The organism is Croceibacterium atlanticum (assembly GCF_001008165.2).
Taxonomy (GTDB): domain Bacteria; phylum Pseudomonadota; class Alphaproteobacteria; order Sphingomonadales; family Sphingomonadaceae; genus Croceibacterium_C; species Croceibacterium_C atlanticum.
The window spans coordinates 385,692-402,696 of sequence record NZ_CP011452.2 but is presented as its reverse complement, the minus strand read 5'-3'; the positions used below and the strand labels follow the sequence as shown (position 1 = coordinate 402,696).

14 protein-coding genes and 2 tRNA genes are annotated in these 17,005 nt (G+C 61.8%); 12 read left to right on the top strand and 4 right to left on the bottom strand.

All coding sequences use genetic code 11. The features are described from left to right. Complete coding sequence (locus WYH_RS01965; RefSeq protein ID WP_046902489.1) at positions 1-249, bottom strand: exodeoxyribonuclease VII small subunit; 249 nt, start codon at positions 247-249, stop codon at positions 1-3. A gap of 120 nt (positions 250-369) precedes the next feature. Here WYH_RS01965 and purL point away from each other — a divergent pair, with 120 nt between their 5' ends. Further along, the gene (gene purL / locus WYH_RS01960; protein WP_046902488.1) at positions 370-2,607 is read left to right on the top strand and encodes a phosphoribosylformylglycinamidine synthase subunit PurL; all 2,238 of its coding nucleotides are present in this window, start codon (positions 370-372) and stop codon (positions 2,605-2,607) included. A gap of 118 nt (positions 2,608-2,725) precedes the next feature. Then, a complete protein-coding gene (locus WYH_RS01955) occupies positions 2,726-3,979 on the top strand; it encodes a DUF418 domain-containing protein (RefSeq protein WP_046902487.1) in 1,254 nt (417 codons plus the stop codon). Here the strand turns inward: WYH_RS01955 and serB are convergent. After that, entirely contained in the window at positions 3,976-4,857 is an 882-nt protein-coding gene (gene serB, locus WYH_RS01950) for a phosphoserine phosphatase SerB (RefSeq protein ID WP_046902486.1), read from the bottom strand. The genes WYH_RS01955 and serB overlap by 4 nt on opposite strands. Here serB and miaA point away from each other — a divergent pair. From miaA to leuA, 6 genes are all read left to right on the top strand, one after another. Beyond that, positions 4,850-5,812, top strand: a complete 963-nt coding sequence (miaA, locus tag WYH_RS01945) for a tRNA (adenosine(37)-N6)-dimethylallyltransferase MiaA (RefSeq protein ID WP_046902485.1) — start codon at positions 4,850-4,852, stop codon at positions 5,810-5,812. The two genes, serB and miaA, sit on opposite strands and share 8 nt — an antisense overlap. A 114-nt stretch (positions 5,813-5,926) precedes the next feature. Next, a complete protein-coding gene (gene ilvB / locus WYH_RS01940; RefSeq protein ID WP_046902484.1) occupies positions 5,927-7,669 on the top strand; it encodes a biosynthetic-type acetolactate synthase large subunit in 1,743 nt (580 codons plus the stop codon). After that, positions 7,669-8,184 (top strand): acetolactate synthase small subunit, encoded by a 516-nt coding sequence (gene ilvN / locus WYH_RS01935; RefSeq protein WP_046902483.1) that lies wholly within the window; start codon positions 7,669-7,671, stop codon positions 8,182-8,184. The genes ilvB and ilvN overlap by 1 nt, the downstream gene beginning before the upstream one ends. Before the next feature lie 118 nt (positions 8,185-8,302). Then, positions 8,303-9,322 carry a ketol-acid reductoisomerase gene (gene ilvC, locus WYH_RS01930; protein ID WP_046902482.1) on the top strand — a complete coding sequence of 340 codons (1,020 nt, stop codon included), beginning with the start codon at positions 8,303-8,305 and terminating at the stop codon, positions 9,320-9,322. Between the two features lie 91 nt (positions 9,323-9,413). Further along, positions 9,414-10,058 (top strand): YceI family protein, encoded by a 645-nt coding sequence (locus WYH_RS01925; RefSeq protein WP_046902481.1) that lies wholly within the window; start codon positions 9,414-9,416, stop codon positions 10,056-10,058. A 351-nt stretch (positions 10,059-10,409) separates the two neighbouring features. Next, positions 10,410-12,098, top strand: a complete 1,689-nt coding sequence (leuA, locus tag WYH_RS01920) for a 2-isopropylmalate synthase (protein WP_046902480.1) — start codon at positions 10,410-10,412, stop codon at positions 12,096-12,098. 17 nt (positions 12,099-12,115) lie between these two features. Here leuA and WYH_RS01915 read toward each other — a convergent pair whose 3' ends face one another. Together WYH_RS01915 and WYH_RS01910 are read right to left on the bottom strand one after the other, a co-directional pair. Further along, a complete protein-coding gene (locus WYH_RS01915) occupies positions 12,116-12,640 on the bottom strand; it encodes an AHH domain-containing protein (protein WP_235979753.1) in 525 nt (174 codons plus the stop codon). 32 nt (positions 12,641-12,672) lie between these two features. Continuing rightward, on the bottom strand, positions 12,673-13,266 hold the full coding sequence (locus WYH_RS01910) for a hypothetical protein (RefSeq protein WP_156320046.1): 594 nt from the start codon (positions 13,264-13,266) through the stop codon (positions 12,673-12,675). 353 nt (positions 13,267-13,619) lie between these two features. Between WYH_RS01910 and recJ the strand changes: the two genes are divergently transcribed. From recJ to WYH_RS01890, 4 genes are all read left to right on the top strand, one after another. Next, positions 13,620-15,401 carry a single-stranded-DNA-specific exonuclease RecJ gene (recJ, locus tag WYH_RS01905; RefSeq protein WP_046902478.1) on the top strand — a complete coding sequence of 594 codons (1,782 nt, stop codon included), beginning with the start codon at positions 13,620-13,622 and terminating at the stop codon, positions 15,399-15,401. An 81-nt stretch (positions 15,402-15,482) separates the two neighbouring features. Continuing rightward, positions 15,483-15,557: transfer RNA gene (locus tag WYH_RS01900), tRNA-Glu, on the top strand. A 48-nt stretch (positions 15,558-15,605) separates the two neighbouring features. Continuing rightward, positions 15,606-15,680, top strand: a tRNA-Glu gene (locus WYH_RS01895). 71 nt (positions 15,681-15,751) lie between these two features. After that, the gene (locus WYH_RS01890; RefSeq protein WP_046902477.1) at positions 15,752-16,951 is read left to right on the top strand and encodes a sensor histidine kinase; all 1,200 of its coding nucleotides are present in this window, start codon (positions 15,752-15,754) and stop codon (positions 16,949-16,951) included. The last annotated feature ends 54 nt before the right edge of the window (positions 16,952-17,005 follow it).

Here is a 17,005-nt window from a genome sequence, read left to right as displayed (position 1 = left end):
TCAGTCCGCGTCGAAAGCTTGCACGGCGGCGGGCTTGCCGTCCGGACCGGCCACGATCTTTTCGATCCGGGCCTGCGCCGAATCGAGCCGCGCCTGGCAATGCTGCCGCAATTTTTCGCCACGCTCGTAAAGGCTGATCGATTCGTCGAGCGGAACTTCCCCGCCTTCGAGCTTGCGCACGACCTCTTCCAGCGCGCGAAGCGCCTGTTCGAAGCTCATCGCGGCGATTTCGTTCCCCTGATCCTCCATTCCACGAGCATTGGCGGTCCTTGCATGGCCGGTCAAGCTCGGTGGAATGTTCGCGCTTTCGCGGGGAAGATTGGCGGTGGACAGTTTACCAGGATAAGAAGCCGCACTAAGGCCCAGCCCATGTCAGAAATCACGCCCGAAGTCGTCGAAGCCCATGGCCTCAGCCCCGAAGAATATGAACGCGTATTGCACGCGCTCGGCCGCGAACCCAATCTCGTGGAACTGGGCATATTCTCGGTCATGTGGAGCGAACATTGCTCCTATAAATCGAGCCGTCTGCATCTGAAGAAGCTGCCGACCGAAGCACCGTGGGTCATCTGCGGCCCGGGTGAGAATGCAGGTGTTATCGACATTGGCGACGGCCAGGCCGCCATCTTCAAGATGGAGAGCCATAACCACCCCAGCTATATCGAACCCTATCAGGGTGCGGCGACGGGTGTCGGGGGCATTCTGCGCGACGTCTTCACCATGGGCGCGCGCCCGGTGGCCAATTGCAACGCGCTGCGTTTCGGGCGGCCCGACCATCCCAAGATGAAGCATCTGGTGCAAGGCGTGGTCGCGGGCATTGGCGGCTATGGCAATTGCGTCGGCGTGCCGACCGTGGCGGGAGAGACGAATTTCCACCCTGCCTATGACGGCAATATCCTGGTCAATGCGATGACCGTGGGCGTCGCCGATACGGACAAGATCTTCTATTCCGCCGCCACGGGCGTGGGCAATCCGATCGTTTATGTCGGGTCCAAGACCGGGCGTGACGGCATCCATGGCGCGACCATGGCCAGCGCCGATTTTGGCGAGGATTCGGAAGAAAAGCGCCCGACCGTGCAGGTTGGCGATCCCTTCACCGAAAAGCTGCTGATCGAAGCCTGCCTGGAATTGATGGCAACCGATGCGATCGTGGCGATTCAGGACATGGGCGCCGCTGGCCTCACATCATCCAGCGTCGAAATGGCGACCAATGGCAAGGCCGGCATCCGGCTGAACATGAACAAGGTGCCGTGCCGCGAAGACGGCATGACGCCCTATGAAATGATGCTCAGCGAAAGCCAGGAGCGGATGCTCATGGTGCTGAAGCCGGGCAAGGAAGCAATGGCCGAAGCCATTTTCCGCAAATGGGAGCTCGATTTCGCGATTATCGGCGAAGTCACGGATACGCAGCACATGGTGCTGGAATTCGATGGCGAAGTGGTCTGCGATATTCCGCTGGGCCCGCTCGCCGCGGATGCCCCGCTTTACGACCGCCCCCATGTCTCGCGCGAGGAATACAGGAACTGGGCGGGGATCAAGGGCCTGCAGGACGCGCCGGATACGGCGGATGTGGGCGGGGATCTGCTCAAGCTGATGGCCTCGCCCGATCTCGCCAGCCGTCGCTGGATCTGGGAACAATATGACAGCCAGGTCGGCGGCGATACGATGCAGCTTTCGGGCGGCGATGCCGGTGTCGTGCGCGTGCATGGAACCGGGAAGGCGCTGGCCGTGACCACCGATTGCACGCCGCGTTATTGTTATGCCGATCCTTATGAAGGCGGAAAGCAGGCGATTGCAGAGGCTTACCGCAATCTCTGCGCGGTCGGTGCGAAGCCGCTGGCAGTGACGAATTGCCTGAACTTCGCCAATCCGCAGCGCCCGGAAATCATGGCCCAGTTCGTCGGCTGCCTCGAAGGCATGGGCAATGCCTGCCGTGCGCTGGATTTCCCGATCGTGAGCGGCAATGTCAGCCTCTATAATGAAAGCAAGGCCACCGGCGGCGGCAGCGCCATCCTGCCCACGCCCGCGATTGGCGGTGTGGGTCTGCTCGCCGATTACACGAAGATGGCGACAATCGGCTTCAAGGCGGAAGGCGAAGCGATCTACCTGATCGGTTCGGAAAGCTGGGCCACGCCGGACAGGACACGCGGCCATCTGGGCCAGTCGCTCTGGCTGCGGGAAATCCATGGCCGCGAGGAAGGCAACGCCCCGCCGGTCGACCTGACCGCGGAAAAGTACTCCGGCGAATTCATCCGCGAACTGATCGAAGCCGGACTCGTCAGTGCCGTGCATGACGTTTCGGATGGCGGCCTTGCCGTGGCGCTGGCCGAAATGGCGCTGGCTGGCGGCTTCGGGGCCGATGTCAGCGGACACGAATCATACGCCCAGGCCAATTGGTGGTTTGGCGAAGATCAGGGCCGGTATCTGGTGACAGTGCCCGACATGGCGGCATTCCAGCAACAGATCGCCAAGGGCACGCGCGATGCGGATACCGCCTCTTCCGGCATCCGCCGGATCGGCACCGTGACCGGCGATAGCCTGTTCGGCGTTTCGCTGGCCGATCTGCGCGAAGCCAGCGAAAGCTTCTTCCGCGACTGGATGGAAAGCTGATCCGGCAGGAAAGCGTTTTCGGGCGGCCCGATGCGCTTTCCGTAGAAACCGCCTGTCATACTGTGTGGTTGATGTATAACACCTTCTCACCCGGTTTCGGGTGAGAAGAGGGCAATGCATGGCAACGACTTCGCCCGATCGGATTCTTGTGCTCGATATCATTCGCGGTATCGCGGTGATGGGCATTTTTTCGGTCAATGTCGTGGGCATGGCCATGATCGAACAGGCCTATTTCTATCCGCCCGGCTATGGCTTCGGCAGCCTGGGCGACCGGATCATGTGGGCGGCCAACTTCATCCTGGTCGATGGCAAGTTCCGCAGCCTCTTCTCGATCCTGTTCGGCGCCTCCACCATCCTGGTGATCGAACGCGGCATCGCGGCGGGCAAGGATCCGTGGCGGGTCCATTATCCGCGCATGGCCGTGCTGCTGCTGTTCGGCCTCGCCCATTTCTATTTCCTGTGGTGGGGAGACATCCTGGCCAATTACGCGCTGGTCGGCATGATCGCCTTCATCTTCTGGCGCTTGCCGGTGAAATGGCTGCTGGTGGCGGCGGCCATCGCCCTTTCGGCCGGCTATTTGCCCAACATGGTCATGGGCGGGCAGCAGATCGCGCAATATCAAGCGAAGGCCGCGCCGGGCGCGAGTGACGAGCAGCGCGCGGCCCTGCAGGAACTCCTCGCCGGACTGAAACCAAGCGAGGAAGCACTGGCGAACGACAAGGCCGCCCACGCATCCATCCCGGCCCATTTCGATTCGATAATGGAGGCGCAGCCGCTCCGCCCCTTCATGTCGGTTTTTGGCTATGGCATCGAAACGCTCGGGCTGATGCTGATCGGCATGGCCGGCTACAAGTCTGGCTTCCTGACCGGCAGCTGGAAGCGGCGGCGCTATATCGAAATTGCCGTGCCCTTCATCGGGGCAAGCCTGATCTATTTCGGGATCGGCGCGCGCGAGGTGCTCCGCGCAGATTTCAGCCCGTTCATATTCTTTCCCTGGAACCAGATATATTCCGGGCCGCTGCACCCGGTGGCGGCAATTGGATATGCCGCGCTGATCATCCTGATATTTCCGAAACGCGGTGCGATTGCAGACCGGCTGGCGGCCGTAGGGCGGACGGCCTTCACCAATTATCTGGGCGCCACGATCATCGGCACCATCCTGTTCTTCGGCTTCGGTCTGGGCCTTTACGGCCAGCTATCGCGCGGACAGGCCTGGCTTTTCGCGCCGGGTGTCTGGCTGATCATGCTGCTCTGGTCCAAACCATGGCTGGACCGCTATCGTTACGGCCCGTTTGAATGGGCCTGGAGAAGCCTCTCCCGCTGGCAATGGGAACCGATGCTGCGGACAAAAACGCCCGGACCGCCCGCCTAGGCGACCCAGCTATGTTCGGGGATATTCAATAGTTTCAGAATCGCGGTCAGGTCGCCGCGATCCACCCAGCCATTCGCCGCTGCCCGCGCCTTCGGCTTGGCGCGATAAGCGATACCGTAACCGGCGGCCTTCAGCATGGGGATGTCGTTTGCGCCATCGCCTGCGGCCATGCTCAGCGCGTCGTCGCCCAGCTTGCCTGCCTCATCGCGCAGCACCGCTTCCTTCACCGACGAATCGGTGATGGCGCCGACCAGCTCGCCCGAAAGCTTGCCCCCGGAAACCGCCAGACGGTTGCCGACAACATGTTCAAAGCCGATCCAATCCGCCACTGCATCGGCGAAATGATGAAAACCGCCAGTGACCAGCACCGTGCGGCAGCCATGATTCTTCAATGTCGCAACCAATGTGCGCGCACCGTCCGTCGGCACGATACGCTCCGCCAGGCAGCGATCGATTGCGCCTTCATCCAGGCCGGACAGCAGCGCCACTCGTTCGCGCAGGGCCTGTTCGAAATCCAGTTCTCCCTGCATCGCCCGCTCGGTGATGGCGGCAATCTGCGGCTTGATCCCGGCGAAATCGGCCAGTTCATCGATGCATTCCTGCCCGATCATGGTCGAATCCATGTCGGACACGAACAGGTCCGGCACGCGAAAGGCATCGCGGGCGATGATTGCGTCTGACGGGTTGAAATGCACGTCCAGCACGCGCTGCAGAGTCGCGGCATCGTCTCCGGGCAGTTCAAGCTGCAGCACATCGCCGCAATGGTCGAGCATCTGCGCATTGGCGAGCGCCAACCCTTCCGCCTCGAGCGCGCGCGTCGCGGCATCGAGCCGTGTTTCCAGAGTGGCGGGGTCTGCTATCAGACGCGCGATGAGCAACGCATATTCTCCAGGTCCTCGAAAAGCGGTGGCGCTCATTGCAGGGCCGACGGCCAGCGGCAAGAGCGATCTCGCCATCGACCTCGCGCTCGCACTGCAACATCGGGGGCGCCCCGGTGTGGTGATCAATGCCGACAGTGCGCAAGTTTATCATGATCTGCGTGTTCTCAGCGCCCGGCCGAGCGTGGATGAAATGAGCGGAGTGCCGCATCACCTGTTCGGCGCCTGGGACGGCGCGACGGCCTGTTCCGCCGCAGATTGGGCAGCGGCGGCAAAACGAGAGATAGAAAATGCCCATCTGGCCGGACAAGTGCCCATCCTTGTCGGCGGCACCGGCCTTTATATCCGCACATTGCTGGAAGGAATCGCCCCGATACCGCCGATCGACCCTGCAATACGCGCGGCTGTGCGCGCCCTGCACACCACGGATGCTTATGCGGCGCTAAAGACCGAAGACCCCGAACGCGCCGATGCGCTGAACCCCGGAGACACGACGCGGATTGCCCGCGCCCTGGAAGTTGTCCGTTCCACCGGGCGTCCGCTTGCCCATTGGCAGGCGCGAAAAGCTGGCGGCATCGGTTCTGCAATCGAACTGTTTCCAGCCATTCTCCTGCCCGATCGCGAATGGCTCTACCCACGTTGCGATCTGCGTTTTACGCAAATGCTGGACCAGGGCGCGGTGGAAGAAGTGGAAACTTTGCTTGCGCGTAATCTCGATCCGGACCTGCCGGTCATGCGCGCCATCGGCGTGCCGGAAATCGCAGCCTGGCTGAAAGGCGAATGCAGCCGCGAGGAAATGATCTCGCGCGGACAGCAGGCGACCCGAAATTACGCGAAACGCCAGTTCACCTGGTTTCGCAGGCAACCGCCGGAAGATTGGAAGCGCATCAGTGCGAAAAATATCTCCGCAGAAGGCATATTTGAAACATTATTACTACATCTGGGGTTGACATGACATATAATGTCTTTTAGCAGCTCCTCTCCAATGCGGAGCGTTTTCCGCATTGGAGAGGAGCGACCCGGCGCGAACCATCGTGCCGGGTCCGTCTTTTTGAAGAAAGGGTCGAACGTGAGCGAGGAACGCAGCGGCGCTGCGATATTATGCGAAAGCCTGGTTCGCCAGGGTGTCGAATTCGTCTTCGGGTATCCCGGCGGCGCAGTACTGCCGATTTACGACGAACTATTTTCCGACGATCGCATCCGGCACATCCTCGTGCGGCATGAAGCGGGTGCCGCTCATGCAGCGGAAGGTTATGCCCGCTCCACCGGCAAGCCCGGCGTCGTGCTCGTCACCTCCGGCCCCGGCGCGACCAATGCCATCACCGGCATTGCCGATGCCTTTCTCGATTCCATCCCCCTGGTTGTCATCACCGGGCAGGTTGCCACCAATCTGATCGGCACCGACGCCTTCCAGGAAGCGGATACGATCGGCCTGACGCGCCACTGCACCAAGCATAATTACCTGGTGAAGGATCCCGATCACCTGGCCGCCACGATCGACGAGGCATTCGAGATCGCAACCACCGGCCGGCCCGGCCCGGTCGTGATCGACATTCCCAAGAATGTGCAGGTTGCCACCGCACTGCTGGAAGATCGCGCGCCGCAACGGCCCAAGCGATATCAGCCGCGCATGGTCGCCTCGGTCGAGGAAGTGGCTGAGGCAGTCGAAATGATCGTCAATGCAAAGCGGCCCGTCTTCTATACAGGCGGCGGGGTCATCAATTCCGGCCCCCGCGCGACTGAATTGCTGCGTCAGCTGCAAGAGCTCACCGGCGCGCCGGTCACTTCGACACTGATGGGTCTTGGCGCTTTCCCCGCAGACCATGCCGACTGGCTTGGAATGCTGGGCATGCACGGCACCTACGAAGCCAATATGGCGATGAACCAGTGCGACGTGATGGTGAATATCGGTGCGCGTTTCGACGACCGGGTTACCGGCCGGCTCGATGCGTTTTCGCCGGGCTCCAGGAAGATTCACATCGATATCGACCGTGCTTCGATCAACAAGGTCGTTCCCGTCGATCTCGGCATCGTTGGCGACTGCGCCACCGTACTGGAACAGCTGATCTCCGCATGGGACAATCGCCAGCCGGCCGATCTGGGCGAATGGAAGGCAAAGATCGAGGATTGGCGCGGCCGCGACAGCCTCGCCTTCCCGCTTCGCGAGGATTCCATCATGCCGCAGCTCGCTGTCCAGCGACTGTTTGAAAAGACGCGCGATCGCGATCCCATCATCACCACCGAAGTCGGCCAGCACCAGATGTGGGCCGCGCAATATTTCGGTTTCATGGGCCCGAACAAATGGCTCACCAGCGGCGGCCTTGGCACGATGGGCTATGGCCTGCCGGCGGCTATCGGCGCGCAGCTCGGCAATCCGGGCAGCCTCGTGATCGACATTGCGGGCGAAGCATCGATCCAGATGAACATCCAGGAACTGGGCACGGCCAGCCAGTTCCGCCTTCCGGTGAAGATCTTCATCCTCAACAATGAATATATGGGCATGGTCCGCCAGTGGCAGGAACTGACCTATGAAAGCCGCTATTCCAATTCCTATTCGGACAGCCTGCCCGATTTCGTGCGCCTTGCCGAAGCCTATGGCTGGAAAGGCATCCGCATTCATGACGAAAGCGAGCTGGACGCCGGGATCGACGCCATGCTCGCTCATGACGGCCCTGTGATCGTCGATTGCCAGGTTTCGAAGGAGGCAAACTGCTTCCCGATGATCCCCAGCGGCGCCGCCCATACCGAAATGCTGCTTTATGGTGACGTTCATGCCGGCACCATGGAAGACGAAGCGAAGGCCCTGGTCTGATGAAAATCCAGCATCGCCATTCCGAACGCCACGTTCTCAACATCACCGTCGATAATGAAGCGGGCATCCTCGCCAAGATCGCCGGGCTATTCACCGCGCGCGGCTATAATATCGATAGCCTGACCGTGGCCGACATCACGGAAGACCACGCCGTCAGCCGGATCACCATCGTCACCAGCGGCCCCCCGCCCGTGATTGACCAGATCATGGCTCAACTGGATCGGCTCGTGCCGGTTCACGGTGTGATCGACCTCACCGATGAAGGCCCCCATGTGGAACGGGAGCTGGCGCTGGTGAAAGTTGCCGGCAAGGGCGAAAACCGGGTCGAGGCGCTGCGCCTGGCCGATGTGTTTCGCGCGGTCGCCATCGACACGACGACCTCCAGCTTCATTTTCGAGATCACCGGATCGCCCGACAAGATCGACAGTTTCGTCGCGCTGATGCGCGAACTGGGCCTGGTCGAAGTCGGCCGGACCGGCGTCGTCGGCATGTTGCGCGGCGCCCAGGGGGCATAGGACCAATTAAGTAAGACAAACAATTCGTCATTCCCGCAGGGGCGGATATCCGGCTAGGGCGACATGCATTTCCGGATCCCGCTGCGCGGGGGTGACGAGACAGAGAGAAGCGAGAACGATGAAAGTCTATTATGACGCCGATTGCGACCTGAACCTGATCACCGACAAGAAGATCGCCGTGCTGGGCTATGGCAGCCAGGGCCACGCCCACGCGCAGAACCTGCGCGACAGCGGCGTGAAGGACATTGCGATCGCGCTGCGTCCGGGTTCCGCTTCGGCGAAAAAGGCCGAAGGGGCCGGCTTCAAGGTGCTGAGCAATTCCGAAGCGGCGGCATGGGCCGACGTGCTGATGATCCTCGCCCCGGACGAATATCAGGCGGCGATCTGGGCCAACGATCTGAAGGGCAATATGAAGAAGGGCTCTGCCCTCGCTTTCGCCCACGGCCTGAACATCCATTTCGGCCTGATTGAACCGTCGGACGATATCGACGTGATCATGATCGCGCCGAAAGGTCCGGGCCATACGGTTCGCGGCGAATATGTGAAGGGCGGCGGCGTTCCCTGCCTGATCGCGATTCATCAGGATGCCAGCGGCAACGCGCATGACATCGCCCTCGCCTATGCCAGCGGCGTCGGTGGCGGCCGTTCGGGCATCATCGAAACCAATTTCAAGGAAGAGTGCGAAACCGATCTCTTCGGCGAACAGGCCGTTCTGTGCGGCGGCATCACCCACCTGATCATGGCCGGTTTCGAAACCCTGGTGGAAGCCGGATATGCGCCGGAAATGGCCTATTTCGAATGTCTCCACGAAACCAAGCTGATCGTGGACCTGCTGTATGAAGGCGGCATCGCCAATATGCGCTATTCCATCTCCAACACGGCGGAATATGGCGATTACCACACCGGTCCGCGCGTCATCACGGATGAGACAAAGGCGGAAATGAAGCGTGTTCTGGAAGATATCCAGGCTGGCCGCTTCGTCCAGCGCTTCATGCTCGACAATGCAGTGGGCAATCCGGAAATGAAGGCCGCCCGCAAGCGCCAGGCTGAACACCCGATCGAAAAGACCGGCGAACAGCTCCGCTCCATGATGCCGTGGATCACCGCCAACAAGCTGGTGGACAAGGACAAGAACTGAGCCCGCGTCGCTTCCCAGTGGACTTTGTCAATGCGGCACGTCAGACTGGGGCGAATGATTTGCATTGGCAAACTTCACTGGGAGACACTTGATGCGTAAATGGACACTTCCCGCCGCCGCTGCACTGGGCGTTGCGGCACTTTCGATCGGTTCGCTTCAGGCGCAGGGCGGCCCCGCCCCCGCCGAAGTCGATGTCAGCGCTATCGAATCCGGCACCTATACCGCCGATGCGGCGCATTCCCTGGTCGGCTGGAGCGTGAACCATCTGGGCTTCAACGACTATCTGGGCATTTTCGGAGACGTGTCGGGCACGCTCACGCTGGATACGGCCAATCCGGCCGCATCTTCGGTGGACGTGATGATCCCGATCGCGTCGGTAACCGTGCCCAGCGCCGGCCTGAAGGATCACCTGCTGCGCGCGGGCAAGGATGGCGCGAAGCCGGACTTCTTCGGCCCCGAACCGGCCCCGGCGCATTTCGTATCGACCAATATCGACGTGACGGGTGAAACCGAAGCCACGATCACCGGCGACCTGACTTTGAACGGCGTCACCAAGCCTGTCACGATCGAAGCCGAAGTCAGCGGCCAGGGCACCAACGCCATGAGCCAGAAGAAGACGGTCGGCTTCCATGGCGAAACCACCATCAAGCGGTCGGATTTCGGCATGGATTGGGGCATCCCCTTCGGCATTGGCGACGAAGTGGAACTGACGATCACTGTCGCTTTCGAGAAGTAAGCGCATCCTTTTTAAGGCTATCAGAGCGGCCGCCTGCCATTGAACCGGCAGGCGGCCGCTTTTCCTTGCAGCACAACACAGCGGAAAATGTCCCGGCCAGACCGGTTCAGCTGACGAAACCCGGCGCCTTGGTCCTTGTGGCTGGACATTCGATAACTAAATCGCATATGCAATGACCATGAACCGCCGCGAACTGCTATCGCTGCTTCGACTAACGCGCCCTTAGGCGCGTACCTTTGCCCATGCGCGCTTTGCGCCGGGCAGCCCGCCTAAGGGCTTTTCATTTCAAATGGTCGAAATCATGCTGCGCCCTTTGCGGCGCGCAATTCACGCGATAAGGCGAATTCCATTATGCCCATGCTCAAAGAACCGGGCCGCAAGTACCGACCCTTCCCGACGATCAACCTGCCTGACCGGCAATGGCCCTCGCGCGTGATCGAACGCGCGCCCCGCTGGCTCTCAACCGACCTGCGCGACGGCAATCAGTCCATCATCGATCCGATGGATGCCGTGAAGAAGAACCGCTTCTTCGATCTTCTCGTCGAAATCGGCGTGAAGGAGATCGAAGTCGGCTTTCCCAGTGCCGGCAAGACAGAGTTCGATTTCATCAGTTCGCTGGTTCATTCCGATCGGATACCAGACGATGTTCTGGTGCAGGTGCTGACCCAGTCCCGCGCTGACCTGATCGCCCGCAGCTTTGAAAGCCTGGAAGGCGCGCGCGCGGCAATCGTGCATCTCTACAACGCTGTTTCGCCCGCATGGCGGGAGATCGTGTTCCGCATGTCCCAATCGGAAGTGAAGGACATTGCGATCAGCGGCGCAAAATTGCTGCGGGACGAAGCAGCGAAGCGGCCCGACACGGACTGGCATTTCCAGTATTCGCCGGAAACCTTCTCCACCGCGGAACTCGATTTCAGCCTGGAGGTCTGCGAAGCGGTGATGGACGTGCTCCAGCCCACGCCCGAACACCCGATCATTCTCAATCTGCCGGCAACGGTGGAGGCGGCGACGCCCAATATCTATGCCGACCAGATAGAATATTTCTGCCGCAATCTGCCCCGGCGCGATGCGGCCGTTATCAGCCTGCACACGCATAATGATCGCGGCACTGGCGTTGCCGCGGCAGAGCTTGGCCTGATGGCCGGTGCGGACCGCGTTGAAGGCTGCCTGTTCGGCAATGGCGAACGGACCGGCAATTGCTGCCTCGTGACCGTCGCCCTCAACATGTACACGCAGGGCGTGGATCCGGAGCTTGATTTCTCCGATATCGACAAGGTCATCGAGACGGTCGAATATTGCAACCAGCTGCCGGTTCCCGCGCGCCATCCCTATGGCGGCGAACTGGTCTTCACGGCGTTTTCCGGCAGCCACCAGGATGCGATCAAGAAAGGCTTCGAAGCCCAGAGCCAGCGCAATGACGAAGAATGGCGGGTTCCCTATCTGCCAATCGATCCGGCCGATCTGGGACGGAATTACGAAGCCGTGATCCGCGTGAATTCACAGAGCGGAAAGGGCGGCTTTGCCTGGGTTCTGGAACAGGGCCAGGGCCTGAAACTGCCGAAGAAGCTGCAGGCGAATTTCTCCCGCCACGTGCAGGACATGGCCGATGAAGTGGGCCGCGAACTCAATGCCGATGATATCTGGAACTGCTTCCAGAGGGCCTATTTCATCGGTGCGGAGGATGCGACTTTCGAACTGGTCGATTACGAGGAAACCCGCGCCAGCGACGGCACCCGCCTCTTCGCAGGCACGATCACCGTCGGCGGCAAGGCGCAGAAGGTCAGCGGACGCGGAAAGGGACTGGTATCTTCGGTACTCACCACCTTGCGCCAGACCTTCGGGCTCGAACTCGACGTGGTGGACTATACCGAACACGCGCTGAGCAAGGGCACCGATGCCCGGGCCGCCGCCTATCTCGAATGCGCCCTGCCCAGCGGCGAAACCGTCTGGGGCGTTGGGATCGACGAAGACGTGGCCAGTGCCAGCGTCCGCGCCATCCTGAGCGCTGCGAACGGCGCGGTGCGCGACAGTAAGGGGTGACAACAGGCCTGACCGGTTCAGGCCTGCTCCACCACGTCCGTCCCGGCCCACAGGCTCTCCACCATGGCGTCGAGTTCGGAGAAATCCAGCCCGGCGTCCAGGGGGCATTTCCGGCTGAGTCGGACACGCGGCCTATCTGGCTGAAGCAGGCTGCGGCGCAGCGCACGTTGCAGCAGGCTGATTCGCATCACCGCCTCCTCGCACGCCGTGTCGGGCGCGGCTGGGGCTGAAACGGACCAGCTGCGCTCTATCTGGCCCATGCGCTGGGCAACCATGTCATTATAGTGGCGGTGCGGCCCTCTATGCAGTGGCAAACGCAGGCGCATCGCCACTTCGCCATTGGCCGGAAGCAACAATCCGTTGCGGCGGAAGTCGTCGAATCCGATGCGGGTCGGGCCAATCGAGCGGAAGAATGCGCCAAAGCACTCTTCGCCCAGTAATTGCCGGGGCAGGAGATGGTGCCTTTGCAGGCCGGGCTTGTAACCGGAACTGCCTCGTCGATTGACTGATCGGAACGGCAGGAATTGCCGGTCCGCCTGCAATCGGCCGCAATATCGCTGGTGCCGTGAAACCTTTAACCCTTCCGAACCTCTACCACTTTGCGGTCCGATGAAGGTTCAAGGATTAATTGTTCACTTTCAGGCCCGGATATTTCTTCGCGTTCGGCCAGATTTCCGCGCTCGACCAGCCAGTGCATCAGCCGCACAGCGAGCTGCGCACCCTGCCTGCGGTCGCTCGCCAATTCGGGCGCCAGGCGGATCTCCTGCCCGGTAAACAGCGACAGCCCTTCGCTCGCCATCCCGCCATCCTGCAAAGGCAGGAGCGCAGCAAGGCCCAGGCCGGGGAAGACGCCTCCATCAATCCAGCGCAGGACCGAGCTGCGAAAATGTTCCGGCGAAGACCAGCTACGCGCACTATGCCATGCCACTGCCTGCACCCCGGGGAGCAGCGCAAAAGAAGCCCCCAGCCCGGCGAGGCAGCGCGCAACCGGAAGCATCAGGCGCGCGGCGGCGATATGCGGTCCCGGACGGATCAAGATCGCTTCCAGATGAGAATCGCCAATCTCGTTCGGCAAGCCGAATAGATGCGCAGCACTCGTAACCGGCTCGGATTCGCCGGGCGAAAGGCCGGAAATATCGAAGCACAGGCCGTTCGCGACGATTTCCATCCGTCCAACGTCCCGAATGCCGCCCGCATCACCGGCGGAAATTTGCGGAGAATCGAGCCCAATGGAGAATTGGCCGTCCCTCTCCGCCAGACTCCGGATATTTTCGACAGATGGCCGCTTTCCGGGCTCAAAAAGGAGCGAGACTGCCGACATTCGACCCCCGAAATTGCGGCCCGTAGCACCCGACAAACCTGCTGCCGGGCGTTCCAACTCTGTGTAGTGTAACGAAAACCCCGCAAGGTCGAGTCCAGCCCATCGGTTCTTGATCCGAAACGGACCTGATCGCCAGACATCAGTGCGCAGTCCCTGCCCCTTCATTGCACGCGGCAATGGACCGATTATAGGATTTTCACATGGTTCCCATGCAAGCAGTGTTGGGCGTCGAACGATCCCTGTCCGGCAAGGCCTGGCGGTGGCGCGGCGGCAATATGGAACTCCCTGGCGGCGCGGCCGGACTGGAAGACGATATCGTCACCCAGCTCCTGCTCTCACGCGGGGTTCCGCGCGAAGATCTGGATCTGCACCGCAATCCCAGCCTTCGCGGTTTCCTGCCCGATCCTTCTGAATTCAGGGACATGGATCAGGCGGCGCAACGCATTGCCGAAGCGATAATCTCGCGTGAACAGGTCACGATTTACGGCGATTACGACGTGGACGGCGCGACCAGCGCGGCCTTGCTGATTCGCCTGTTCCGGCTGCTGGGCCATGATGCGCGGCATTATATCCCCGATCGCCTGCTGGAAGGCTATGGCCCCAGTGGACAAGCGCTGGTCCGTCTGGGCGAAGAAGGATCCAGTCTTGTCGTGACCGTGGATTGCGGCGCGATGGCGCATGAGGCGCTGGGTATGGCGCATGATGCAGGGATCGACGTTATCGTGGTCGATCATCACAAATGCGCACCCGATTTGCCCCGCGCTTTCGCGCTGGTGAACCCGAATCGGCTGGACGAGAACGATCTGGCCGCCTCCCACGGCCATCTTGCAGCGGTTGGCGTCGCCTTCCTGCTGGCCGTGGCCGTCACCCGCACTTTGCGGATGCGTGGCTATTTCGCTGACCGCAAGGAACCGGACCTGCTGGGCCTGCTCGATCTGGTGGCGCTGGGCACCGTGGCCGATGTGGCGGCGATTCGCGGTCTCAACCGTGCCTTTGTTGCGCAGGGGCTGAAGATCATGGCGCGCCGCCGGAATGTCGGCCTGTCAGCGCTGATCGATGCAAGCAGGCTCACCCGGCCACCCAGTTGCAGCGATTGCGGTTTCGCACTCGGCCCGCGAATCAATGCCGGGGGCCGCGTGGGCGAAGCGACCCTGGGCGTTCGGCTGTTGACGACGGAGGATCCGCAGGAAGCGCAGGCCATCTCTGCCCAGCTGTCGCGCCTCAACGAGGAACGCCGCGCCATCGAAGCGGCGGTACAGGAAGCTGCGGAGGAACAGCTTTCCGCGCAGCACAACCGCCCCGTCCATGTCGTGTCGGGCCGCGGCTGGCACCCGGGCGTGATCGGCATCGTGGCGGGCCGAATCAAGGAAAAGACCGGCAAGCCTTCGCTGGTCATCGCGCTGGATGACGAGAACGGACAGGGCAAGGGTTCGGGCCGATCGATTGCCGGAGTGGATCTTGGCGCAGCGATCATCGGCGCCCGAGAAAAAGGCCTCCTCGTTGCGGGCGGAGGTCACGCAATGGCTGCGGGCCTGACTGTCGCGGAGGAAAAGCTGGAGGAATTTTCCGACTGGCTGAATGAGAGACTCGCCGGCCCGGTCGCGCGCGCATCGGCACAACAGGTCACGACTCTCGATCTCGCACTGGCCCCGCGCGGCCTTACGCCGGAACTTGTGGATACGCTGGAAATTGCCGGCCCCTTCGGTGTCGGCTGGCCCGGTCCGCGCGTGGCCGTTGGCCCCGTGCACCTGATCAAGGCGGATGTAGTCGGCAGTGGCCATGTGCGAATCGTTGCCGGTGGCAATGACGGCGGTTCCTTCAAGGCGATCGGTTTCCGACTGGAGGACACGGAACTGGGCCAGGCGCTGCTGCACGGCGCCTCTGGCCGCAAGCTGTGGCTGGCAGGCCGCGCCAAGACCGACGACTGGGGCAATACGCCCCGGGCAGAGCTGCATCTGGAGGATGCGGCCTGGGCCGATTGAGCAGGAAGTTGCAAACTTATGCAGCATAGGGCTTGACCGATTCCAATCCTCCTCCTAATTGCGCGCCTCGCCTCCGGGCGTGGCCCCTTCGTCTAGCGGTTAGGACGCGGCCCTTTCACGGCTGAAACACGGGTTCGATTCCCGTAGGGGTCACCAACCGGGTGGCAGACTTGCCGATCCCGGCATTGTCCAGAGTGACACCCGGGCCCCTTCGTCTAGCGGTCAGGACGCGGCCCTCTCACGGCTGAAACACGGGTTCGATTCCCGTAGGGGTCACCAGTCGGTCTTACTTACCTTTCCCTGTCTTTCTTGCTGGCCCCCATCCTGCGCGCCCGTTAGATGGGCAAGCGATGGAGCAGGGTCGGAAATTCCCCATATCAGGAGTGGTGCTGGCTCTCGCCACGGGCATTGTCATGCTCCTCTATGGCGTGGATATCTGGCTCGTGCTCGGCGTCATGCTGGTCTGGTGCGCGTCCTACTGGCTGACCGCCTCCCCTCCCGAGCCGCCCCAGCGAGAAAGCACTGAAGGCGTGAAGCTCACGCGCACGGGGATGCGCGATCTGATCGAACATTCAGGCCTGCCCATGCTGATGCTCGACGGGGACCGAATCATCGTGGCCAATGCGGCGGCACGCGAAGCGATCGGCGCCCATGTGGTCGGGCAGGATGCGCGAGTCGCGCTGCGCCATCCGGCGGCAGTCGATTTGCTCAACCGCTCCGGCGGCGGCAGCGCCACGATCCAGGGTCTGACCGGGCCGCGCAGCAATTGGCAGATGTCGCGCCAGCCACTCGACGCACGCTATTCCCTGATCGAGCTGATCAATCGCACCGCCGAAGCCGATGTCAGCCGGGCCCATACCGATTTCGTAGCGAATGCCAGCCACGAGCTGCGCACCCCGCTCGCTTCCATCATCGGCTATATGGAAACGCTGGTGGACGAAGGGGGCGATATCGACCCCAAGCTGGCGGGCAGGTTTCACGGCACCGTTCTGCGCGAAGCACGGCGGCTGCAGAGCCTGGTGGACGATCTGATGTCCCTGTCCCGCGTGGAGGCCGAAAAACACGATCAGCCGCGGGAACGTGTGGATCTGGCACCTATCGTCGGTCAGGCCGCGCGCGACGGCGCCGGACCGGACCGGCTCGACCGGCTGGACCTCCATTTGCCGGAGGATCCGGTGATGGTGCGCGGCGACTATCGTCAGATAGAACAATTGGTGCGCAACCTCGTAGATAACGGGCTGAAATATGGCGATCAGGCGTTGCCGGTCACCGTTCGCCTGACCTCTGACCAGCGCCGCCGGGCAATCATTTCAGTAGAAGATCGCGGGGAAGGCATCGCGCCGGAACACATCCCGCATCTGACGCGGCGCTTTTACCGCACGGATCCGGGACGCAGCCGGGCTGCGGGTGGAACCGGCCTCGGCCTCGCCATCGTCAAGCATATCGTGGAGCGCCATCGGGGAACGCTGGATATTTCCAGCAAGGTCGGCCGCGGGACGACAGTAACGATCCGCCTGCCACTCGCTGAAGAAGAAGCGCAGGCCGACTGACGCAGCAAATCTCTGGGAACACGATACTTTCCCGCGAGTAATTTGCTGCAAATG